The sequence below is a fragment of the Sessilibacter sp. MAH1 genome, from assembly GCF_054658315.1.
This window is the reverse complement of record NZ_BAAGIC010000012.1, coordinates 13,690-36,382: the sequence shown is the minus strand read 5'-3', so window position 1 is coordinate 36,382 and position 22,693 is coordinate 13,690. Positions and strand designations below refer to the sequence as shown.

At 44.7% G+C, this 22,693-nt stretch carries 19 protein-coding genes; 11 read left to right on the top strand and 8 right to left on the bottom strand.

All coding sequences use genetic code 11. The annotated features are described in order from the left end of the window. Positions 1–22 precede the first annotated feature (22 nt). Both ACYQ28_RS12610 and uvrA read left to right on the top strand, forming a co-directional pair. Positions 23–1,447, top strand: coding sequence for a mannose-1-phosphate guanylyltransferase/mannose-6-phosphate isomerase (locus ACYQ28_RS12610; protein ID WP_460050272.1), 1,425 nt, complete (start codon positions 23–25; stop codon positions 1,445–1,447). A 126-nt stretch (positions 1,448–1,573) separates the two neighbouring features. Continuing rightward, complete coding sequence (gene uvrA, locus ACYQ28_RS12605) at positions 1,574–4,402, top strand: excinuclease ABC subunit UvrA (protein WP_460050270.1); 2,829 nt, start codon at positions 1,574–1,576, stop codon at positions 4,400–4,402. A 47-nt stretch (positions 4,403–4,449) separates the two neighbouring features. On the opposite strand, the gene ACYQ28_RS12600 is transcribed toward uvrA, so the two are convergent. Then, on the bottom strand, positions 4,450–5,139 hold the full coding sequence (locus ACYQ28_RS12600) for a LuxR C-terminal-related transcriptional regulator (RefSeq protein WP_460050268.1): 690 nt from the start codon (positions 5,137–5,139) through the stop codon (positions 4,450–4,452). 790 nt (positions 5,140–5,929) lie between these two features. On the opposite strand from ACYQ28_RS12600, the gene ACYQ28_RS12595 reads away from it, so the two are divergent. The 4 genes from ACYQ28_RS12595 (at position 5,930) to ACYQ28_RS12580 (ending at position 10,344) form a co-directional block, all read left to right on the top strand. Beyond that, positions 5,930–7,255 (top strand): UDP-glucose dehydrogenase family protein, encoded by a 1,326-nt coding sequence (locus ACYQ28_RS12595; RefSeq protein ID WP_460050267.1) that lies wholly within the window; start codon positions 5,930–5,932, stop codon positions 7,253–7,255. A 193-nt stretch (positions 7,256–7,448) separates the two neighbouring features. Beyond that, on the top strand, positions 7,449–8,810 hold the full coding sequence (locus tag ACYQ28_RS12590; protein ID WP_460050265.1) for an MFS transporter: 1,362 nt from the start codon (positions 7,449–7,451) through the stop codon (positions 8,808–8,810). Positions 8,811–8,890: 80 nt separating this feature from the next. Then, positions 8,891–9,436, top strand: a complete 546-nt coding sequence (ssb, locus tag ACYQ28_RS12585) for a single-stranded DNA-binding protein (RefSeq protein ID WP_460050263.1) — start codon at positions 8,891–8,893, stop codon at positions 9,434–9,436. 32 nt (positions 9,437–9,468) lie between these two features. Further along, a complete protein-coding gene (locus ACYQ28_RS12580) occupies positions 9,469–10,344 on the top strand; it encodes a sugar nucleotide-binding protein (RefSeq protein ID WP_460050261.1) in 876 nt (291 codons plus the stop codon). Positions 10,345–10,355: 11 nt separating this feature from the next. On the opposite strand, the gene ACYQ28_RS12575 is transcribed toward ACYQ28_RS12580, so the two are convergent. The 4 genes from ACYQ28_RS12575 to fabA all read right to left on the bottom strand — a co-directional run bounded on the left by ACYQ28_RS12575 (position 10,356) and on the right by fabA (position 14,027). After that, entirely contained in the window at positions 10,356–10,919 is a 564-nt protein-coding gene (locus tag ACYQ28_RS12575; RefSeq protein WP_460050259.1) for a glycine zipper family protein, read from the bottom strand. Then, positions 10,906–11,847, bottom strand: a complete 942-nt coding sequence (locus tag ACYQ28_RS12570) for a DUF6515 family protein (protein ID WP_460050257.1) — start codon at positions 11,845–11,847, stop codon at positions 10,906–10,908. Before ACYQ28_RS12570 ends, ACYQ28_RS12575 begins: the two co-directional genes overlap by 14 nt. 334 nt (positions 11,848–12,181) lie before the next feature. Continuing rightward, on the bottom strand, positions 12,182–13,399 hold the full coding sequence (fabB, locus tag ACYQ28_RS12565) for a beta-ketoacyl-ACP synthase I (RefSeq protein WP_460050255.1): 1,218 nt from the start codon (positions 13,397–13,399) through the stop codon (positions 12,182–12,184). Positions 13,400–13,502: 103 nt separating this feature from the next. Next, a complete protein-coding gene (gene fabA, locus ACYQ28_RS12560) occupies positions 13,503–14,027 on the bottom strand; it encodes a 3-hydroxyacyl-[acyl-carrier-protein] dehydratase FabA (RefSeq protein WP_460050253.1) in 525 nt (174 codons plus the stop codon). Positions 14,028–14,491: 464 nt separating this feature from the next. On the opposite strand from fabA, the gene galU reads away from it, so the two are divergent. Both galU and ACYQ28_RS12550 read left to right on the top strand, forming a co-directional pair. Then, positions 14,492–15,322, top strand: coding sequence for a UTP--glucose-1-phosphate uridylyltransferase GalU (gene galU / locus ACYQ28_RS12555; protein WP_460050251.1), 831 nt, complete (start codon positions 14,492–14,494; stop codon positions 15,320–15,322). 44 nt (positions 15,323–15,366) lie between these two features. Continuing rightward, positions 15,367–16,722: a phosphohexomutase domain-containing protein gene (locus ACYQ28_RS12550; RefSeq protein ID WP_460050249.1), complete on the top strand. Its 1,356-nt coding sequence runs from the start codon at positions 15,367–15,369 to the stop codon at positions 16,720–16,722. Between the two features lie 105 nt (positions 16,723–16,827). On the opposite strand, the gene ACYQ28_RS12545 is transcribed toward ACYQ28_RS12550, so the two are convergent. From ACYQ28_RS12545 to ACYQ28_RS12535, 3 genes are all read right to left on the bottom strand, one after another. Then, complete coding sequence (locus tag ACYQ28_RS12545; protein ID WP_460050247.1) at positions 16,828–17,238, bottom strand: YbaN family protein; 411 nt, start codon at positions 17,236–17,238, stop codon at positions 16,828–16,830. A gap of 177 nt (positions 17,239–17,415) precedes the next feature. Next, positions 17,416–19,071: a glucose-6-phosphate isomerase gene (gene pgi, locus ACYQ28_RS12540; RefSeq protein ID WP_460050245.1), complete on the bottom strand. Its 1,656-nt coding sequence runs from the start codon at positions 19,069–19,071 to the stop codon at positions 17,416–17,418. A gap of 50 nt (positions 19,072–19,121) precedes the next feature. Next, complete coding sequence (locus tag ACYQ28_RS12535; protein WP_460050243.1) at positions 19,122–20,084, bottom strand: polyprenyl synthetase family protein; 963 nt, start codon at positions 20,082–20,084, stop codon at positions 19,122–19,124. Positions 20,085–20,519: 435 nt separating this feature from the next. Between ACYQ28_RS12535 and rplU the strand changes: the two genes are divergently transcribed. From rplU to cgtA, 3 genes are all read left to right on the top strand, one after another. Further along, entirely contained in the window at positions 20,520–20,831 is a 312-nt protein-coding gene (rplU, locus tag ACYQ28_RS12530) for a 50S ribosomal protein L21 (RefSeq protein ID WP_460050241.1), read from the top strand. 18 nt (positions 20,832–20,849) lie between these two features. Further along, a complete protein-coding gene (gene rpmA / locus ACYQ28_RS12525) occupies positions 20,850–21,113 on the top strand; it encodes a 50S ribosomal protein L27 (RefSeq protein ID WP_460050239.1) in 264 nt (87 codons plus the stop codon). A gap of 172 nt (positions 21,114–21,285) precedes the next feature. Beyond that, entirely contained in the window at positions 21,286–22,488 is a 1,203-nt protein-coding gene (cgtA, locus tag ACYQ28_RS12520) for an Obg family GTPase CgtA (RefSeq protein WP_460050235.1), read from the top strand. Positions 22,489–22,693: the final 205 nt, after the last annotated feature.

The following is a 22,693-nucleotide window of genomic DNA, read 5'->3' as shown; positions in this document are numbered from 1 at the left end:
GTCAAATTAAAGTACAACAGGCATGATACCGATTATTCTGTCCGGTGGTTCCGGAACACGTCTTTGGCCCTACTCGCGATCTGAGTACCCCAAGCAATTTCTCCCTCTTTTATCAGACAATACCATGATTCAAGAGACTCTGTTGCGCATCAAGGACTTAAGCTTCTGCGAAAGTCCTTGGATAATTTGCAATCATAATCATCGATTTATTGTTGCTGAACAAATGAGACATCAGGGGGTTAGCCCAGCCGGCATTATTTTGGAGCCGGTAGGGAAGAACACCGCTCCTGCAATTGCTTTGGCTGCTCTTCAGTTGTTATCCGTTGGTAATGATTCACCTATGCTGATTTTACCGGCAGATCATGTCATAAAAGACATAGGTGCTTTTCATAAAGCCATAGGGGTTGCACGGGAGTGCGCGCTGAGTGGGTACCTAGTCACATTTGGCATTGTTCCCAGTTCTCCCGAGACGGGTTACGGTTACATAAAAAAAGGTTCAGCTGCGGGCGGCTTTTCAGATTCAGCGTATAAAGTTGATCGTTTTGTGGAGAAGCCTTCCATTGAAATCGCTAAAGATTATGTAAGTTCTGGTAGTTATTTCTGGAACAGCGGCATGTTTCTGTTCAAGCCTTCGCGGTATTTAGCAGAATTAGAAAAGCATAATCCCGAGATAGTCTTGTATTGTCGAAAAGCTCTTGAATTGGCACAAGCTGATTTGGACTTTATCCGAGTGGACAAAGATTTGTTTGAGCAATGTCCAGAGGATTCCATTGACTACGCTGTTATGGAAAAAACGGAATCCGCTCTTATGGTTACCTTGGATGCCGGTTGGAGTGACGTTGGATCTTGGTCTGCTCTTTGGGAGGTCTCTGAGAAAGATTCGAGCGGCAATACATTAAAAGGCGATGTGGTTGCTGAAGACGCTACAGGATGCTTCGTTCAGGCAGATAACAAACTCATCGCTATTGTAGGTGTTGACGATTTGGTTATTGTTGATACAGACGACTCTCTAATGGTTGCCAGCAAGAATCGAGTACAAGACGTTAAAAAAATTGTCTCGATGTTAAAAACCCAGAATCGTCCTGAAGCGACTGTGCATCGAAAAGTCTACCGGCCTTGGGGATATTACGACTCAATTGATAGCGGTGATCGATTCCAAGTAAAGCGTATTGTTGTCAATCCAGGCGCCGAGCTGTCGTTACAAATGCATCATCATCGCGCCGAGCACTGGATAGTTGTCTCAGGCACCGCATTGGTCGTAAATGGCGACACAGAAACAATCTTGACCGAAAATCAATCAACCTATATTCCGATTGGTCAAATCCATCAACTTAAAAACCCTGGGAGTATTCCCCTTGAGTTAATTGAGGTGCAATCGGGAAGTTATCTTGGTGAGGATGATATTGTTCGTTTTGAAGATAAGTATGGAAGGTCATCGGCAGATTGATCTTCGTTTTTTATTTTATTGAACAACGTCGCTTAATCGAAAAGTATGTCAGGGAAGACAGCCAATTTTTTAGGTTCAGCGTATACTAATGCGTTAATTTTTCCGAACCTAAAAACAAGGACTTTTGTGGATACCATCATTGTTCGTGGCGCTAGAACCCACAACCTCAAAAATATCGACCTTGATTTACCCCGCGACAAATTGATTGTAATTACCGGACTTTCGGGTTCTGGTAAGTCTTCCCTTGCATTTGATACGCTCTATGCCGAGGGGCAACGTCGTTATGTAGAGTCGCTTTCTACTTATGCTCGGCAGTTTTTATCGATGATGGAAAAGCCTGATGTGGATCATATCGAAGGCTTAAGTCCAGCCATTTCTATTGAGCAAAAATCTACTTCACACAACCCTCGATCAACTGTTGGCACTATCACTGAAATCTACGACTACTTGCGTTTGCTATTTGCACGTGTGGGAGAGCCGAGATGTCCAATCCATGGTGAGCCTCTCAGTGCTCAAACCGTCAGCGAAATGGTCGATCAGGTATTGGCAATGCCTGAAGGCGAAAAGCTGATGTTACTTGCACCTGTGATCCGTGATCGAAAAGGTGAGCATCTGCATGTTTTTGAGCAACTTAAGCGCGAAGGTTATATCCGTGCACGAATCGATGGGTTGGTTGTTGATCTTGATGAAGCACCATCCCTCGATAAAAGAAAGAAGCATTCTATTGAAGTTGTTGTAGACCGTTTTAAGGTTCGCGATGACTTACAGCAACGGTTAGCCGAATCTTTTGAAACTGCTTTAGTTCTTGGGGAGGGATCGGTAATTCTCGCGTCTATGGATGGGGATAAAGAAGATAAAACGTTTTCATCCAAGCATGCCTGTCCGATTTGTGATTATGCCCTGGCAGAACTAGAGCCCAGATTGTTTTCTTTCAACAATCCGGCCGGTGCTTGCCCAAGTTGTGACGGTTTGGGGGTTAAGCAATATTTCGACGAAGACAAAGTTATTCAGTTCGAGACGGCTTCTTTATCTGAAGGTGCAATAAGAGGCTGGGATAAACGCAACGTTTATTACTACCACATGCTAGCCTCGTTGGCTGAACACTATGGTTTTGATGTTGATCAGCCATGGAACAAGCTCGCAAAAAAATACAAAAAAGTCATCCTTCAGGGCTCGGGAAACGAAGAAATTAATTTCAGTTATGTTAATGATCGCGGCGATGTTATTTCTCGCACGCACACCTTTGAAGGTGTGATTCCTAACATGGAGAGACGCTATCGCGACACCGACTCTAATATGGTGCGCGAAGAGCTGGTTAAGTACATGTCTAGCCAAAATTGCCCCGAATGTCAGGGTGCACGTCTGCGGCGCGATGCCAGAAACGTTTTTATAGATAATAAAAACTTACCTGATATCACCTTGATGCCCGTAGCGGATGCTTTTAAGTATTTCCATGAGGTCAAGTTTGAAGGGGCCAAAGGAAAAATTGCCGATAAGATCCTCAAAGAAATTCGAGATCGGCTAAAGTTTTTGGTCGATGTAGGTTTGAATTACCTGACGCTCAGTCGAAGTGCCGAGACTCTTTCCGGTGGTGAGGCTCAACGAATTCGGTTGGCCAGTCAAATCGGTGCTGGTTTGGTAGGTGTCATGTATATTCTGGATGAACCCTCGATCGGCTTACATCAGCGTGATAACGAAAGGCTGCTCAATACCCTTACTCATTTAAAAGAATTGGGTAATACGGTAATCGTGGTTGAGCACGATGAAGACGCAATTCGTTTGGCGGATTACGTTGTTGATATTGGTCCTGGTGCTGGTGTTCATGGTGGCGAAGTGGTTGCTAAGGGAACGCCTGCGCAAATCATGAAAAATAAAAATTCGGTGACCGGAAAATATCTATCGGGTGAGAAAAAAATCGCGATTCCCGAGAAAAGAGGTGTTGCTGATCCTGAGAAGAGCCTAGTTTTAACCGGTGCTACTGGCAACAACCTTCAAAACGTAACTCTTTCTCTTCCAATTGGCTTAATGACGTGTATCACAGGCGTGTCTGGCTCCGGTAAGTCTACTCTGATAAACGCCACGCTATATCCAATTGCCGCAACAGAATTGAATAAAGCCAGTACGTTGAAGCCTGCTCCATATGAGAGCGTGTCTGGTTTTGAGCATTTGGATAAGTGTGTCGATATCGATCAAAGCCCTATAGGCCGCACACCCAGATCCAACCCCGCTACTTATACGGGTATTTTCACGCCGGTCCGAGAGTTATTTGCGGGTACTCAAGAAGCTCGTTCAAGGGGCTACAAGGCCGGTCGTTTCAGTTTTAACGTCAAGGGTGGGCGTTGCGAGGCTTGTCAGGGCGATGGCGTGGTTAAGGTAGAAATGCACTTCCTTCCAGACATTTATGTCCCTTGCGATGTCTGTCACGGTAAACGTTATAACCGTGAAACATTAGAGGTTAAATACAAGGGAAAAAGCATTCATGAAGTCTTAGAAATGACAATTGAAGATGCTCGTGAATTTTTTGATGCCATCCCAGCGGTTGCCAAAAAATTACAAACTCTGATGGATGTCGGTCTCAGTTATTTGAAGCTTGGACAGGCGGCTACGACCTTGTCGGGTGGTGAAGCACAGCGGGTGAAATTATCCAGAGAGCTTTCGAAGCGCGATACAGGAAAAACCCTGTATATCCTCGATGAGCCAACAACGGGTTTGCATTTTCAAGATATCGAATTGCTATTAAGCGTGCTGCATCGACTGCGCGATCATGGCAATACGGTGGTTGTTATTGAGCATAACTTGGATGTTATTAAAACTGCGGATTGGATTGTTGATTTGGGCCCCGAAGGTGGTAGTGGTGGCGGCGAAATTATTGCTCAAGGCACACCCGAGCAGGTTGCAAAAATAAAACATTCACATACAGGGCGTTTTCTAAAACCACTTTTGGATAAAAAATAGGACAGCACTCAATAGCAAAGTGTTGCCCTATGACGCTTAAACATCGATTAGTCGATGTTTAAGCGTGCCCAGTTGCATGCGTCTAGGCGGTTTACTACGCCTATTTTTTTGTATGCCTTATACAGGTGGCTCTTCACAGTATTCTCACTCAGATTCAAAATTTCACCAATCTCAGCGTTGGTTGCACTGCGTTTAATTAAACGAAGAATTTCTTTTTCGCGGGGCGTTAATTTGACGTCAATTTTACCGTGGTGTGACTCACGGGATTTCTCTAAGTGCGCTGATAACAAGCGGCGAGGCAGCCAAAAATCACCCAGCAATACTCGTCGAATACCGCGGGAGATCTGTTCATCGGTAGCTTCAAGATAAAACATACCGTTTACTTTCGGCCATTCAATAAGATTCTCAAATTTCGTCTCGTGTGGCATTTTTACGAGTGCGATGGCTCGACAGCGATGGAGGTTTTTCTGCAACCAAATACTAATTGATTTGGAATCAGTCTCTTGGCAATCAATAACAACAAGATCGACTTCTTCCTTTAATGGCATTCCCATACCAATTTGCGAACAGTCACAACCGAGTTCTCTTTGCAGCATGTCTGGTAAGAATTTGCTCGCAAAACCGCCATGTTGAGAAACAAAAACTAATGGCAGTGAGGTGGAAGATTCTTTCACCGCGAGAGGTGAAATGGTTTGGTGGCCCAAATAACGGCCCGTTTGTAGTCCGGGGATATTCATGAACTTCCTTACTATTCTCAATTCGTTTGGCGTTGGCTGATTTGAGCGTCTGTTTTGAATCTATAGAGTCACGAACAATGTGCGCAATGGATTCCAAAAACTGGTAAAACAAAAAGCTCGTATCGTTGGATTTTTTATGTTGCAAAATAGGGATAAGTTGGCGTTTAAATCATTTTTATAGAGGTTTTTAAGCTCTACAATTGTAAATTAACCCATTAATTTTTGACTTATCCGGTGATCTTATATCGGTCTAGCTGTTAAAACTGCTCAGTTTGTGAAATTAAGTTAAGAACTGTGAGATTGTTGGCGTTGCTGTCATCAAAATCATTTTTAATTAACGTTTTTGACGACTTTAATCGGTTAAAAGTGTACGAAACGCCAACTTAATATCACTAAAACTACAGAAAGGTAGTGCCGCCTTATTACAGTCTCTCTCACTACCGTGGAGAGAAAATTATTATTAGAGTATTTGTTTAAATTAATTTGGTGACAAATAAGGTCATTTAGGTGGTTTTGGGTATTTTGAATGTAAAATTAATTGCCTTTTATTTAAGTTTTGTAATTGTTGGCGTCAATATCATCTTTTGTGGATTTTCCTTCCGGTAATTTAGGTTTAACAAGGTTTTTGAGAGCCATTAGAAGACTCTTATTTGTTTAATTATCATGGGAATGAATTAACGCTTAGAGCATAATGTCTGATTAATTTACAGATATGATCGAATTGCTTGAGAGGCTTTTTGATAGGGCTTTTCAGTTAGGCATTGTGAGTGATTAAAGGAAATTTAAGTTAGTGAAAGTAACAGTTTTTGGTACGGGTTATGTCGGTTTGGTAACCGGTGCATGTCTCGCAGAGGTAGGCCACAGTGTTGTCTGTGTCGATGTTGATGAACAGAAGATTCTTAATTTGCAAAACGGGCAAATTCCTATTTATGAGCCCGGGTTGGAATCGGTTGTTAAAGCCAATTTTGCGCACGGACGTTTAGCGTTTACCACTAACGCTGAAGACGCTGTCAAACATGGTCAGGTCATTTTTATTGCGGTTGGTACTCCGCCCGATGAAGACGGCGCCGCAGACTTATCGTATGTTCTGAAGGTTGCCGAGACAGTCGCCGAATATGTCAGTCGCGAAGTCATTTTGGTCACTAAGTCTACCGTACCTGTTGGCACCGCAGATAAAGTGAGAGCAAAAGTTGCTGAAGTTTTAGCTGCTCGCAATGTTGATATTGCTTACCACATCGCTTCTAACCCAGAGTTTTTGAAAGAGGGAGCCGCAGTATCGGACTTCATGAAGCCTGATCGAATTATTGTTGGTACGGATTCCGAGCGTGTGCGGGCTTCAATGGAGGAGTTGTATGCGCCCTTTAATCGCAATCACGATAGACTCATGTTTATGGATGTTCGCTCGGCTGAGCTTACAAAGTATGCGGCTAACGCCATGTTGGCAACCAAAATTAGTTTTATAAATGAAGTGGCTAATATTGCGGAATACGTGGGCGCTGATATTGAACGAGTGAGACAGGGAATCGGGTCGGACCCGCGCATTGGTTACCAGTTTATTTATCCCGGTTGTGGTTACGGTGGCTCTTGCTTTCCAAAAGATGTTAAAGCTCTAGTTTCCACAGCCAGGTCGGTTGGTTATCACGCACAATTACTAGAGTCTGTTGAAGCCGTTAATCACCGGCAGAAATCTAGATTGTTTGATAAATTGACGGCCTATTTTTCAGGCGATTTGAAAGGTAAGACTTTCGCCGTTTGGGGTTTAGCTTTTAAACCCAACACTGATGACATGCGAGAAGCATCTTCTCGGGTATTGTTGGAGTCTCTGTGGGCCAGTGGTGCCTCGGTTAAGGCTTTTGACCCCGAAGCCATGCACGAAGCGCAGCGTATTTATGGGCAGCGAGAAGATCTTCAGCTGATGGGAACCAAAGAATCCTGTTTGTTGGCAGCCGATGCGCTCTTGATTTGTACGGAGTGGAAAGCGTTTTGGGCGCCTGATTTTGAGCTCATTAAATCTAACTTAAAAACCCCGTTAATCGTTGATGGTCGAAATATGTACAGTCCGTCACGGCTGTCTCAAATCGGCATTAAATACATAGGTATTGGACGATCTAACTGATGGGTGAATGCGCGCTCGGAGGCCTAATTTCGGTTAAGCCTCTGAGCGCATGGTAGTACGTTTTTAATTTGAGTGTCATTTGGTGGGACAGTCGTTACCGCCAGATGCGACTAAATTGAATTTCCCTTCAGCTGGTCAGACAATGAGCATGGCATTAAAATAGTTGCCCGCAAAGTTTTAGGAAGAAAGTAGCGTGGCCGATTCACAACCTCTCGAGCGAAAGACCGTTGCTGCTCTGGCAGCTCTATACATCTTTAGGATGTTGGGGCTTTTTATGGTCTTGCCTGTTCTCTCGGTTTTAGGGCAAGAATATCCACAAGCGACACCTGCCTTAATTGGTATCGCTATTGGTGTTTATGGCCTGACCCAAGCGTTGCTGCAAATTCCTCTGGGACTGTTGTCCGATCATATCGGCAGAAAGCCCGTTATTATTTTTGGCTTAGTCATTTTTGGGGTAGGCAGTGTCATTGCCGCAGAAGCAAATTCTATTTGGATGCTTATTTTAGGTCGTGGCTTGCAAGGGGCTGGGGCAATAGCGGCTGCTATTATGGCCTTGTTGACCGATCTCACCAGTGAAAAAAATCGCACCAAAGCAATGGCTTCGTTGGGCGTTTCTATTGGTGTTGCATTTGCTATTTCTCTAGTGATTGGTCCTTTGATCGCCTCTGCTTGGGGGCTTTCGGGAATTTTCTGGGTATCTGCTGCGTTAATTATTCCCGGTGTTTGGATAACTCTAGGTGTCGTTCCTAACCCACCAAAAAGTTTAATAAACAAGTCACAGCCTGTGTTTCATCAGATCTCAAGTATCGTACGACACGGTCAACTGTTGCGTTTGGATGTGGGAGTGTTTGTTCTGCATATGGCAATGACATCGATGTTTGTGGTTATTCCGACTTTTTTACGCGATGAACTTGCCTTGGCCGTTGATAGTCACTGGATGATTTATTTGCCCGTTATGTTGGTTTCTTTTATTGCTATGGTGCCTTTGGTCATCATTGCTGAGAAAAGGCAAAAAATGAAACCGGTATTTATGTTGGCGATATCCTTTGTTTTTCTGGCTCAGATTGTCTTTTCACAATTGATTCACAATACAGCGTTATGGGTAGTTGCTTTGTTTGTGTTTTTCTGGGGATTTAACCTATTGGAAGCGACACTTCCCAGTTTGATGAGCAAACAGGCACCTGTTGGTTCGAAAGGCACAGCATCGGGAGTTTTCTCGACCTTCCAGTTTTTGGGCGCGTTTTGTGGTGGGGTTGTTGGCGGATTCCTAGTGCAGAATTACGGATCGGCAGCTGTATTTGAGTTTGCTGCTGTAATGATATTGATCTGGTTTTCTCTGTCGCTATCTATGAAAGTCCCGCTTCCGCTGCGTGAACTGGTGTTATCGGCTGATGAACATTGTTTTAGCGAGCTGGAACCAAAACTTCGTCAATTAGCTGGTGTTTGTGAAGTTTCTTTTAAAGAAAATAGCCAAGAGATATTGATGAGGGTTGATCAATCTAAATTTAAGCAAGACAGTATTGATGGTCTTGGTTTAGGTCTTTCTATTCGGTAACGTGTTATTCTTGTTACTATTATTTTTCCACGAAATTGGTCGTGGTGATTGTTGAAATTAAAAATTTTCAGGAGATTTACATGGCTCGCGGCATAAACAAAGTGATTCTTGTCGGCAATTGTGGTCAAGATCCAGAAACTCGTTATATGCCAAGTGGTGGGGCCGTGACGAATATCAGTATTGCCACCAGTGAAACTTGGAAAGACAAGCAAACTGGGCAGCCCCAAGAACGAACCGAGTGGCATCGGGTGGTTTTTTTCAACCGATTGGCCGAAATTGCTGGCGAATACCTGCGTAAAGGTTCGCAAGTTTATGTTGAAGGATCTCTGCGCACCCGCAAGTGGCAAGATCAAGGTGGCCAAGATCGATACACCACCGAAATAGTTGCGTCGGAGATGCAAATGTTAGGCGGCCGTACCGAAGCGGCTATGCAAAATCAACGAAATCAGGCTCCGGCTTATGAGTCCGATATGGACGGATACGGTGGCGGCCAGTCAGGTGGAAACTACAACAGTCGCCCTAACAACTCCAATGCTCAGAAGCCTGCTCCTTCAACGCCGCAGCAACCTCAGCAACCTCAGCAACCGCCGAGTTTCGATTCCTTCGACGATGATATCCCGTTTTAATTGAAGATTTTATTCAGAGTAAGGGCTCGTCTTTGTTTTATTCCGTCTTGATCACCGACACTCAATGTGCTCTTGGTGCGGTTATTGTTAAAGAGCTGCTTGAAAGCTCCTTTGACGTAACAATTCTCTCCGATGACTCCGGACGTTGGCACGAGCCTGATTTTACGTTGGCCTATCTTGCCAAAAACGCTCCAAACTTAGTGATTAACAATTTTGGTTGGAGTGACAATGGAAATTCTTTGAATTTAGAAAATCATCTGGCAGTTGCTCAGTGTCTTGTTGATGGTTGCCGGAACATAGGTTCACCATTAATTCAGTTGTCGAACTACCGAGTATTCAGCGGTAAAAAATCCGGTTTTATCGAGTCGGACGAACCAGTCGCTAGAGATAACATTGGCGAAGTGTATTTAAATTCTGAAAAGATCGTCGAGGCTCTGGATAAGCATCTTATTTTACGGCTGGGCTGGGTGCTTGGCGCCAGTGGCTCTAATCTTCTAACGGAGATTGCGAGTAAGTTTGTTGCAGGCGATGACGCTGCAATCTTTTCTGAGCGCAGAGGCTCACCGGTTGGTCACCACGATGTCGCTCGTATTATTTTGGCATTGGTTAAGCAGATCAGTTGTGGGTCGGAAAACTGGGGTACTTTTCACTACAGTTCCAGTGACGCCTGTACCGAAGGGGAATTTGCCCGTGAGGTTTTGTCTGAATTGCAGTCTAGTTTTGATCTCGGAACCATCACAGCCAATGTTGTAGAGATGGATTCCGAGCCTGTGAGTGCTGCATTGGGTTATAAGCGTCTAATGGATAACTTTGGCATCCAGCCTAAAATGTGGCGCCAAAGTTTATCGACAGAATTGGGCTTGTGGGTTAACCATTACCAACAACACAAGACATCCTGCGATCAATAGCCCCACATTATTTACCTAACACTGTAATGTCTTCCAGTCATACAGGCTGAGAACGCACGAATATAGTCGTTGATACCTTGCTCATAGGCTTGTTGCTCCCTTTGTTGTTTTTCTGAGAGCACGGCAGCTTGTTCCTGAGCCTTACGATATCCCGACTGTTCATTTTGAGAGCCGATTATCGCTCCTACCGTTGCCCCCACAACTGCTCCTGCGGCAGTATTTCTGTGTTCACCGCGATGATATCCGCCGCCAGATTTTATGGTTGAACCGATAACGGCTCCTGCGATAGTCCCAATTATTGTGCCTCTAGCTGTATCGCCGCGATTTTGGTTAGCTACCACTCTGGTTGAATAGTTGGCAGCTGGCTCCTGCAGAGTTGACGGATCTACTCCTGTTGCTGAAACCGCCCAGCGATAGCATTCATAGCGATCTCTCTGCGTCTGCTCTTGGCTTTGGCCTGCTGCTGGATAGGTAAAAATATCCGGATCTGATGCGTGTGAGATAACAGAAACTAAAGCAAGTAACGAGATACCTGTAATCTTCGCGCTGTTTACTAGTAATTTATTTAACAACATAACCTCTGCCCTCTAAGCACGCAGCCTGTGCGCGATAATAGTTTTCTCGACTTCCTCTGTTACGGTTGCTGTTACTTGGGTCATAGTCGGATTGGTCGGTGGCCCAGCGATGACATTGGTATCGATCTGCTTCAAGCTCAGATTCTGTCTGTCCTTCGGCCGGATAGATAAGCCATTCTCGTGAGTAATCTGAACTGGTTTCGTTATAGGACACTTGTGTTTGTTTAGGAGGTTCTACCACCACGTAATCATCGCCATGTTTTTGGTAGTAAATATCGTTAACCACAAAGTAGGTGAGAGCGCCAAAAGCAAAGGTTGCATAACCATAGGGTAGATGACTCACGTGAACCCCGTAAGGCGCTCTGACAACAACATAACCGTATGAACTGGGTCTGTAGTAGTTGCCGCCGTGGTAATACAGTGGATAGCTACTGTAGCGTAATCGCTTGTATCCACGTGGCAAATATCTTACTTCGTGTCCGTAACGGTGATGAGCGTTGGTGTGATGATTACGGTAGTTGTAGTTGTTTGTGTAATTTCGATGATAGTTGTTGTTATCGTCGTGAGAGTAATTGTTGTTATGAGAATAATTGTTATTGGAATAGTTGTTGTTCCGATTGTAACTGGTTTGGCGATTATCTCTGTTGTGACTCCAATTACTGTTATGATTTTGCGGCTTACTGGAGTAAGTTTTCTTTAGATTTTCATAGTTAGACTTGTGCCCAGAGTGCTCTTGGGCATGGTAATTTTTTGAACTATGTTCTTTTTTGATTTGGTTAAGTTCAGCGTGAGCAGAATGGCTCAGGGTAAAAGCCATTAATAAAGCAGCTACCGATGAGCTGAGCCTACCCCATCTTTTGTTCTCGCCTCTTACATGAGTGTGCGCGTTTTTATCATTTTCTTGGGTTGCTTTGTTAAGCTGTCGCATAACTAAATCCCCTCATTTTCATTATTAGTTCAAGTCAACGTAATTTATGGAGCTGCGTTATCGCATTAAGCAGATTTCAGTTTACAGAAATTGGCTGAACAGTAGCTGATCGAGAAACCATGCCACTTGACGGAGTTAGTCAGTGAAATCGAGAGAGGTATTGGGAACTTGCAATGATAAGTTTGTTACTAGCTGTTAATAAGCGAGATTGGTATTAGGTTCTAGGTTGTTTACGGGTGAGAAGCGATTGTTGGACTTAGTGGGAGTTTAGCGGTGGTGATAATGGATCATGCTCTCTAAGCTTTGCGCTGTCGAGAGCATGTTACTGGGTCGATCAGTCTTGATACTTGCTCATGATTAAGGTTGCGTTAGTGCCACCAAAACCGAAGCTGTTAGACATCACGGTATTGAGATCAACATCATCAATACGTGTTTGTACAATGTTGGCTCCATCTGCGCCGGCATCCAACTGGTCTATGTTTGCAGAGGCAACAATGAATCTATGTTTCATCATAAGCATGCAGTAAATAGCTTCCTGAACACTTGTAGCGCCTAAGGAATGACCGGTTAGAGATTTTGTAGAGCTAACCGGAGGAACAGCGCCAGCGAAGGCTTGCTTAACGGCGCCAAGCTCTTGGATATCTCCCGCAGGTGTCGATGTACCGTGTGAATTGATGTAATCAATTTTGCTATTAACGGTAGACATGGCTTGCTTCATACATCGTACTGCACCTTCTCCAGAAGGCGCGACCATGTCGTAACCATCTGAGGTAGCTCCGTAACCGATGATTTCACCGTAGATTTTTGCGCCACGAGCCTTAGCATGCTCAAGTTCTTCTAACACCACACAACCGCCGCCACCAGCAATGACAAAGCCGTCTCGGTCGGCATCGTACGCGCGGGATGCTTTTTCGGGAGTATCGTTATACTTGGTGGATAAGGCGCCCATTGCATCGAACATGCATGTTAACGACCAATGCTCTTCCTCACCACCGCCGGCGAAGACTATGTCTTGCTTACCCAGCTGGATTTGCTCAACGCCGTTACCAATGCAGTGTGCGCTGGTTGCGCAAGCAGAAGAGATTGAATAGTTAACACCTTTAATTTTAAACGGTGTTGCTAGACAAGCTGAGGTGGTACTACCCATGGTTTGGGTTACACGATAAGGCCCAACACGTTTTACGCCTTTCTCGCGAAGAATATCCGCCGTCTCGATTAGATTGGCTGTAGATGCTCCACCGGAACCCATGATGATGCCGGAGCGCTCATTGGAAACGTCGGACTCTTCAAGCCCGGAGTCAGCAATAGCTTGTTGCATAGATAGGTATGCGTATCCGGACGCCGGACTCATAAAGCGATAAATCTTGCGATCAATCAACTCTTTTAGGTCTAAGTCTATACTTCCGGCAATATGGCTTCTAAAGCCCATTTCTTTGTATTGCGGCTGAAAGCGAATACCAGAGCGTCCATTTCTCAGTGATTCGAGAACCGTATCTAGGTCATTACCAATACAGGAAACAATACCCATTCCGGTAACTACAACGCGTCTCATATGCTGCCCCACCTGGTGAGCCATTTACTGGCTAAAAAGTTATAACTGTGAAAATTCAATATAATTTGTAGTGCTCAATATTGAAAGCTGAACTGCAATTACATTAGAACTTGCTGGTGTCTGTAAATAGACCAACACGCAAATCGTTCGCTGTGTAAATTGGCTTGCCATCAACCGATGCGGAGCCATTTGCGATACCCATAACCAGTTGTCTTTCTACCACACGCTTTAGGTTTATATGATAGGTGACTTTTTTAGCGGTTGGTAAAATTTGACCGGAGAATTTTACTTCCCCAGAGCCTAATGCTCTTCCTTTACCAGGATTGCCTCGCCATCCTAGATAGAAGCCAACCAATTGCCACATGGCATCTAAGCCTAAGCAGCCGGGCATAACCGGGTCGCCCGGAAAATGACATTCAAAAAACCACAAGTCGGGATTGATATCCAGCTCAGCGATAATCTCGCCTTTGCCGAACTCCCCACCCTCAGTGCTGATGTGCGTAATTCTATCGATCATCAACATGTTAGGTACAGGCAAGCGAGCGTTATCAGGCCCGAACATTTTTCCATGTCCGCAATCGATTAGCTCTTCGCGGCTATAGGCGTTTTTAGGTATAAAAGAATCCATAAATTGACTCTAACAGTTTTCGTTACGAATGAGCCATTGTTCGAAAGTCGATGTGCTGGCTAGCGAAGGGGGCACATTCTAATGGATGATGGCTTCTTGTCCAGATTAAATACTAGTGTTTGTTGGAATGTTGGTTCTTGATGCTGCGGTTTTTGAAGTGAAATTATTTCTATACATACATTTTTTGCGAGCTGGAATTTCGGTAATCAGATAGATGATAATGACATCTCTAGTGCAGCTTCAAGGGTCGTAAAGATCAAACTTACGTCTGGAAATACGGCCATTTGCTTTGAATTTGTAAATAAATTCCAAGATATGCGAGTTGAGTTATTTGCAACTTTTATCACAGAACACGTTCAGAAAAACTATGTTAAGGTGATACTTGTGTGAATAAAACCATCAAAGATCACAAATCTTGGATAGCATAAGTTTGAAAGAATCAATTAATTTAAGGATTAAATGAAATGATCAAGAAGTGTCTGTTCCCGGTGGCGGGCTACGGTACCCGTTTTCTTCCTGCAACCAAATCCATGCCGAAAGAAATGCTACCGATCGTAAATAAACCTTTGGTTCAGTACGGTGTGGAAGAGGCAATTGAAGCCGGCCTAACCGAAATCGGTTTAGTGACTGGTCGTGGAAAGCGCGCAATTGCTGACCATTTTGATGTCAGTTATGAACTTGAGCATCAAATCGCGGGAACGTCTAAAGAAGAATTCTTGAGCAGTATTCGCGAAGTTATGAGCAAAGCTACCTTCTCAATGACTCGCCAGCAAGAAATGCGTGGTTTGGGTGACGCTATTTTAAACGGTCGTCGCTTAATAGGTGACGAGCCCTTCGGCGTGGTTTTATCGGATGACTTGTGTTTAAACACCGAAGGTGGTGATGGTGTTTTGGCTCAGATGGTTCAGTTGTACAAACAGTTCCGGTGCAGCATTGTCGCAATTCAAGAAGTTCCAGAAGATCAGATCAGTAAGTTTGGTGTGATTGCCGGTGAAAAACTGAAAGACGGTATCTTCCAAGTCACCAACATGGTTGAAAAACCTGCGGTAGAAGAGGCACCAAGTAACCTTGCGATTATCGGTCGATACATTTTGACGCCAGATATTTTTGAAATCATCGAGAATACGCCTCCCGGTAAAAATGGCGAGCTTCAACTGACCGATGCTCTATTAACACAAGCCAAAAACGGTTGCGTTTTAGGTTACAAATTCAAAGGCACTCGTTTCGATTGCGGTAGTGTGGATGGCTTCGTAGAAGCAACCAACTACGTCTACAACAACATTTATAAGATGTAATCTCCAATCTGTATCGCTTGGTAAAGAAATAAGGGTCCCCTTCCGTGGATAACAAAATATCCTGTTTTAAAGCTTATGATATCCGCGGACAGGTTCCCGGTCAGTTAAACGAAGATGTCGCCTACCGTATAGGTCGTGCGTTTGCTCAGTACTTATCGGCTAAAAAGGTCGTTGTTGGGCACGACATTAGATTGTCCAGCCCAGCCCTGACAGACAGTCTTATCGACGGTCTTACCGACGGCGGCGCCGATGTGTTGCACATTGGTGTTTGCGGAACAGAAGAAGTTTACTTTGCGAGTTTTAGTCAAGATGTAGACGGCGGTATTTGCGTGACCGCCAGTCACAACCCCATTGACTACAACGGTATGAAGCTGGTCCGACGAGGTTCTCGCCCAATCAGTGGTGACACCGGATTGTTTGACATCCAAGCCCTGGCGGAATCTGGTGATTTTAATCAAGTTAAAAAAGGCGCTGTTAGTCATTTAAATTCAAGACCTTCGTACATTGATCATCTTCTGACTTATGTTGATCTTTCCAAGCTCTCTTCTCTTAAGATTGTCGCCAATCCCGGTAATGGTGGAGCGGGTCTTATCATAGATGCGATCGAGGAATGCCTTCCAACCGTTAAATTCGTAAAAATTCAGCACGAGCCTGATGGCCATTTCCCAAATGGCATTCCTAATCCTTTATTACCAGAAAATCGTAGCAGTACTTCTTGTGCGGTTATTGATAATCAGGCCGATTTTGGTATTGCTTGGGATGGTGATTTTGATCGTTGTTTCTTCTTTGATGAAAATGGTCGTTTTATCGAAGGGTATTATTTAGTTGGTTTGCTGGCAGAGGCTTTTCTTAAAAAATCGGCTGGCAGCAAAATCGTTCATGATCCGCGTTTGACTTGGAATACCCAAAGTATTGTCAAGCAGCACGGCGGTGTGCCGGTTATGAGTAAAACGGGCCATGCGTTTATTAAAGAACGAATGCGCGAAGAAGACGCTATTTATGGCGGTGAGATGAGCGCCCATCATTACTTTAGAGACTTTGCATACTGCGACAGCGGTATGATTCCGTGGTTACTGGTCGCCGAGCTTGTTTCTGTTACGGGTAAACCTCTATCAAAATTGGTGGATGAGTGTATGCGCGCCTATCCGTGCAGTGGTGAAATTAATCGCGTAGTTGAAAACTCTCAGACAGTCATTGATCGTATCGAAGCTTTCTATTCGGCATCTGCCAACCACATAGACTACACCGATGGCGTATCAATAGAGTTCGATGATTGGCGTTTTAATCTTCGCAGATCGAATACCGAGCCCGTTATTCGCCTAAATGTTGAAACTCGCGCTAATCAAGCATTGATGGAAGAAAAAAGGGATGAGCTATTGGCGCTTATGGAATCGGCCTAAATACCTTTCATTGATTCGAGAGTCGTTTGGTCGCGAGAAAGAAATCTCATTGCCATAGTCTGTCGACTGATCATTTCGATGATTTTCCGAGATGATCTTGCTCCATCAAAGTTGTTCCGATTTCGCTTTTCGAGCCAAGCGGCACAGGTAGATTGTTGTTCCCGTGCCGATGCTCGACAGAAGAAGCACCGACCACCATTTACCCACAATTAACATCGATATCGCTAATGTGATCCACAAGGTGATTAGTGCTCGATTCCTCACTTTTAATGAGATTCCCCGCCCAGCCTCCCATTCGGTGATAATTGGCCCAAGAAATCGATTCGATACCAGCAGTTGATGAAATCTCTTACTGGATCGAGCGAAACACCATGACGAGAGCAACACAAAAGGTGTGGTAGGCAGTAACGGTAGGAAAATTCCCAAGATACCCAGCGTTAACGATATCCAGCCGGTAACAATGAGTAACCAGCGTTTCGAAAAATGTATTTCGGTGTATTTATCTTGAGAATGCAATTGTGAATTCGCCGGAGACTTGGTTTATAGGGCACCGGGCTATTATTGATCTAATGTTATTGCGATTAAAGAGTTTGTTGGACTAAAACTAAGATGACATCTCTCTTAATGGTTTTAGCAATTATTAAGAGAGATGTACGCAAGCGATACATGTGCTTCCGTGGCGACGCTTGTGTTTTATTTGCCGGTGGCCCCTAATTTTGCAATTAAAGAGCGGGTCGAAGAGTCCCAAGAGTCTGGGCATTCCCCGCTGGTGAGCGCTGGGTAGATTTTCATCCCGAGTTGCTTGCCAAGCTCAACGCCCCATTGATCAAAAGGATTTAAATCCCAAAGCACGCCTAGGCAATATACTTTGTGTTCGTACAGCGCGATTAAGCTTCCCAAAGACTCTGGCGTGAGTTGCTCTAGAAGTAGTGTGTTGCTGGGGCGATTGCCAGGGATAACCTTGTGAGGCGCTATTTTTCGCGCTTCATCTTCTGTTTTGCCGCTTTCAAGAAGCTCTTCATAAGCCTGCTTAAAAGATTTTCCTGCAAGTAATGCTTGGGATTGGCCAATACAGTTTGCCGATAAATAATGGTGATGGCTGTCTAGACCACTCATGGGTTTTATGCTGGCAATAAAATCCACTAACACCTTACGAGTGCCTTGGTGCAGTAACTGGTGGAAAGAGTGCTGACCGTTGGTTCCCTCAGTACCCCAAAGAATAAGTCCCGAATTGTAGTCTAGAGGATTGCCATTATGGTTTACGCGCTTGCCGAGGCTCTCCATGTCTAACTGTTGAAGATACGCGGGAAGGCGATTTAAGCGCTGCGCATAAGGCAGGATTGCTTGGCTCTCATAGCCCTGAGTCGAGCTGTACCAAAACGTCAGTAAAGCGAGCACGGCCGGCATGTTTTCTTTGAGCGGAGCATCGTGAAAGTGCCGATCCATTACGGCGGCGCCGTCGAGTAGACGTCTGAAATTATCAAAGCCCAGTGCGAACGCGATGGGCAAGCCGATGGCTGACCATAAGGAATAGCGTCCGCCAACCCAACTCCACATTGGCAGAATGTTGTTTTCAGAAATGCCAAATTCAATGGCTGCTGAAATGTTGCTGCTAACGGCCACAAAATGATGTTGTAGCTGTTCGTGTTTGCAGCCGAAGTTTAATAACCAACGTCGTGCAGCCAGAGCATTCTCACGGGTTTCTAAGGTTGAGAATGATTTTGACGCGATGACGAACAATGTCGTCTCTGGATTTAATGCTTCCAGTTGGTCGGCAAGGTCGGCGCCATCGATGTTTGCCGCAAAATGAACCTCTAAGGATTTATTTTTAAAAGCCTTAAGTGCCGTAACTACCATTCTCGGGCCAAGATCCGATCCGCCGATACCAATGTTAACTACATCGGTAATGGCTTTGCCGGTGTGACCAAGCCATTGACCGGTATGAACCTCATTAACCAATGATTCAACTTTTTCGAGCGCTGCTTTTACCTCGGCTTGCTTTTCTGAGGGACAAAGTTCCGGCGTTCTTAATGCCGTATGCAGGGCAGGGCGGTGTTCGGTATTGTTGACCAGATCACCCGAATACAACGCTTGAATCCAAGCGGGCAGTTTTGCGTCGTTGGCAATTTCGCAAAGTGCCTCGAAAATGTCTTCGTCGATGTGATTTTTCGAGAAATCCAGAAAGATTTGTCCTACTGAGAGTGAGTATTTCTCGGCTCGTTTAGGATCTTTTGCAAATAGATTGGTAAGATTTTCATCCCAGCTGAGCGCTAAAGACTTTAGCTTTTCCCAGCTGGGGTAAGAATAGTGGTCTTTAATTGAAGTGTTCGAATCTAGATTGTTGGTCATGGTTCGCTGTAATCCCTTGCCTGCTATCCTTGCTTAAGGTTTGTCCTTCTTTAGCGATCTCGGTTTATGGCGAAATTAGCCAAGTCCTCCATCGCATCTCTGTAATCACTTTTGGGCAGTTCTAAAAGAGAATCTTTAGCTCTCTGCACATGGTGTGCCGCCTGCTCATGAGTATATTTTAGCCCGCCGGTCGATTTTACCAGCGCGACGATTTCATTTAGATGTTCAACGCTACCATTACGAATCGCGTTTGCCACCAGATCTTTTTCGGCAGCGGTGCCGTGATTCATGGTGTAAATAAGAGGTAATGTTGGTTTGCCTTCGGCGAGATCGTCGCCGACATTCTTGCCCAACGCTTGTGCGTCACCTTCGTAATCTAAGGCGTCGTCGACCAATTGGAAGGCAAGACCAAGACTGGAGCCGTACGCAGCAAAGGCTTGTCGCTGTTTATCGGTTGCATTGCATAAAACCATAGAGGTTTCACAAGCAGCTTCAAACAGTGCGGCGGTCTTTTTGTTGATAACTTTAAAGTAATTCTCTTCGCTAACGTTCGGGTCTTTGGCGTTAACCAATTGCTGCACTTCTCCTTCCGAAATCACGTTAGTGGTGTTCGAAAGAATGCTCATGATGTCCATATTGCCAATGGCGACCATCATTTGAAAAGCTCGGCTGTATAAGAAGTCACCAACCAAGACGCTTGGCGCATTACCCCAGTTGGCATTAGCTGTAGGACGGCCTCGTCGCAGTTCAGACATGTCGACAACATCATCATGCAGTAATGTTGCGGTGTGAATAAATTCAATAATAGCTGCAAGTTTTAAATGGTTTGTGCCTGAATAGCCCAATGCGTTTGCACCGAGCAGAACCAGAAGTGGTCGCAGGCGTTTGCCGCCGGCTTCGACAAGGTATTGGCCAATATTCTCAACAAGAGTAACGTCGGAATAGAGTTCATCGATGATAAGTTGATTAACCGCTTCAAAGTCAGTGCGGACAACATTATGAAAAGAGAGCATTCGGTGATTCATTTTACAAAAAATAAAGTTAGGCGCATCCTAGGCACGAGAGCTGCTACCGTCAAGCTGTTGTGACGCTTTAGTTATCATTGTATGCCGCTTGTTTTACACATTTTCAGTTCGCTCATCCTTTGGTCTGATTAAAATAAGAGATCCTATTAATAGACAGTCGTCGCGCTAGGACGTGCTAACACCGATTATCTGCTCTTCGATGACCAACAAGCTTGCAGTGGCGCCCAAGATTGCCGTTTCGCGTTAAAATATTTGGTTATGAAATAGGCGCTTGTATCTTTGCTTCATTTCCCATAAAATCCGCCACCCTTAAACAAACGTCGCAAGTTTTTCATTCGTGTTGACTTGAAAAAATGATGAACAAGTAATTTTTTGCATTCATCATACTTCGTGGCGTCCGATTTCATTAATTGGAGCAAATGCATGTACGCAGTTATTGTTAGTGGCGGTAAGCAACACCGTGTCGCCGAAGGTGAAGTTCTTCGATTAGAAAAAATCGAAGTTGCCACCGGTGAAACCGTTGATTTTGATAAAGTTTTGTTAGTTGCCAACGGTGACGACGTAAAAATTGGCGCGCCAATTGTTGATGGTGCAAAAGTTTCTGCTGAAGTTGTTGCCCACGGTCGTGCTGACAAAGTGAAAATTGTTAAATTCCGTCGCCGTAAGCACTCCATGAAGCGCCAGGGTCACCGTCAGTGGTACACTGAGGTGAAAATCACCGGCATCCAAGGCTAATCTAAGAGGTATAATCTAATGGCTCATAAAAAGGCAGGTGGTAGTACACGTAACGGCCGCGACTCGGAAAGTAAACGCTTAGGGGTTAAGCGCTTTGGCGGTCAAGAAGTACTTGCTGGCAACATTCTAGTTCGCCAACGCGGTACTAAGTTCCATGCTGGTGTAAATGTTGGTATTGGTAAAGACCATACCTTGTTTGCAAAAGAAGATGGCACTGTAAAGTTTGAAGTTAAAGGCCCAAAAAATCGTAAATACGTAAGTATTGTTCCTGTTGTTCAATAAGCAGGGCGATTAAAGCCAACCTTCTGGTAAGGTTCTTCGAAAAACCCCATCACTCCGATGGGGTTTTTTTTATTATAAAATTAAGTAAATTGGATATGGTAATAAGGCCGCGAACAAAGGGATTCAACTGTTGCGGTTTCCAAGACCGAACAACTCCAAACAGAGGTAGTTGATGAAATTTGTCGATGAAGCACCGATTTTTGTGAAAGCCGGTGACGGTGGTAATGGCTGTATGAGCTTTCGCCGTGAGAAGTTTATCCCCAACGGTGGGCCAGATGGCGGTGATGGCGGTGATGGCGGCAGCGTCTATCTGCTGGCGGATGAAAATTTAAATACATTGGTTGATTACCGATACCAACCTAAATATCGCGCCCAAAATGGGCAGTCGGGAAGTTCTCGAGATTGCCGCGGCAGTAAAGGCGAAGACCTTTTTCTTAAGGTCCCGGTTGGCACCACGGTTATCGATTTAGATACCGAAGAACAGCTCGGTGATTTAAAAGAGCCGGGTCAAAAACTGAAAGTCGCTCAAGGAGGCTTCCACGGTTTGGGAAATACGCGATTTAAATCGAGTATTAACCGTGCTCCCCGCCAAACAACGCCCGGTTCAGAAGGTGAAGCTCGTAATATCAAGCTTGAATTACGTGTTTTGGCTGATGTGGGTTTGTTGGGTATGCCTAATGCGGGTAAATCTACCTTTATTCGCGCCGTGTCGGCGGCGAAACCCAAAGTGGCAGATTATCCATTTACAACGCTTGTTCCTAACCTAGGTGTTGTGAAAGTTAACGAGCACAGAAGTTTTGTGATCGCAGATATTCCCGGTCTTATCGAAGGCGCCTCAGAAGGTGCAGGCCTAGGTATTCGATTTTTGAAGCACTTGACTCGATGCCGAATCATGTTGCATTTGGTCGATATGTTTCCCTACGACGGTTCTACACCGGCTGAAAATATTCAAAAAATTCAAACAGAGCTTGAAAAGTTCAGCCCAACCCTGTCGCAGCGCGAGCAATGGTTGGTGTTGAACAAGATAGATTTGTTGCCGCCGGAAGAAGTTGAATCTCGCTGTCAGGAAGTCGTTGATGCACTGAATTGGCAAGGTCGCGTCGTTAAAGTTTCTGCGATCAATAAAAATGGTACCGCTGTTGTTGCTTCTCAGGTGCTTAATCACCTCGAAGACATATGGCAACTGGAGAAAGATGATCCCGAAGTCGGTGAGCGCGAATTAACGATTCAACGGCAAATGCAGGAAGAGGCTCGCGAGCGTATTGAAGCCCTAAGAGAGTCGAAGCGAGCGGAACGAATTGCCAAGAACCTCAGTGATGACGACGATGACTGGGATGATGACGATTACGACGTAGAAATCATTTACGCGCCTTAAGTTAGCATTGTCAAGATTTCCAATTGAAGCCAAGTTGGCACTCATTGAGTTCGATTTAAGTGGTGCAACTTGGTGCTGATCGATCCTTGAATCTGCACTTGCTTTTTGAGCAGGTATGAAAATTTTCTTATATTTTTCAATGAGTTAATTTAGGTTCTCAAGTTTTACTTATTAACTATAGATCTGAGTAATGGTTGGCTCCCAA

Excerpts from the sequence above, each read along its gene's own strand:
- fabB (WP_460050255.1), bottom strand. The coding sequence starts at position 13,399 with ATGAGACGCGTTGTAGTTACCGGAATGGGTATTGTTTCCTGTATTGGT.
- ACYQ28_RS12575 (WP_460050259.1), bottom strand. The coding sequence starts at position 10,919 with ATGTTGTTAAATAAATTACTAGTAAACAGCGCGAAGATTACAGGTATC.
- ACYQ28_RS12610 (WP_460050272.1), top strand. The coding sequence starts at position 23 with ATGATACCGATTATTCTGTCCGGTGGTTCCGGAACACGTCTTTGGCCC.
- galU (WP_460050251.1), top strand. The coding sequence starts at position 14,492 with ATGATCAAGAAGTGTCTGTTCCCGGTGGCGGGCTACGGTACCCGTTTT.
- pgi (WP_460050245.1), bottom strand. The coding sequence starts at position 19,071 with ATGACCAACAATCTAGATTCGAACACTTCAATTAAAGACCACTATTCT.
- rpmA (WP_460050239.1), top strand. The coding sequence starts at position 20,850 with ATGGCTCATAAAAAGGCAGGTGGTAGTACACGTAACGGCCGCGACTCG.
- ACYQ28_RS12600 (WP_460050268.1), bottom strand. The coding sequence starts at position 5,139 with ATGAATATCCCCGGACTACAAACGGGCCGTTATTTGGGCCACCAAACC.
- ACYQ28_RS12535 (WP_460050243.1), bottom strand. The coding sequence starts at position 20,084 with ATGCTCTCTTTTCATAATGTTGTCCGCACTGACTTTGAAGCGGTTAAT.
- cgtA (WP_460050235.1), top strand. The coding sequence starts at position 21,286 with ATGAAATTTGTCGATGAAGCACCGATTTTTGTGAAAGCCGGTGACGGT.
- rplU (WP_460050241.1), top strand. The coding sequence starts at position 20,520 with ATGTACGCAGTTATTGTTAGTGGCGGTAAGCAACACCGTGTCGCCGAA.
- ssb (WP_460050263.1), top strand. The coding sequence starts at position 8,891 with ATGGCTCGCGGCATAAACAAAGTGATTCTTGTCGGCAATTGTGGTCAA.
- ACYQ28_RS12570 (WP_460050257.1), bottom strand. The coding sequence starts at position 11,847 with ATGCGACAGCTTAACAAAGCAACCCAAGAAAATGATAAAAACGCGCAC.
- fabA (WP_460050253.1), bottom strand. The coding sequence starts at position 14,027 with ATGGATTCTTTTATACCTAAAAACGCCTATAGCCGCGAAGAGCTAATC.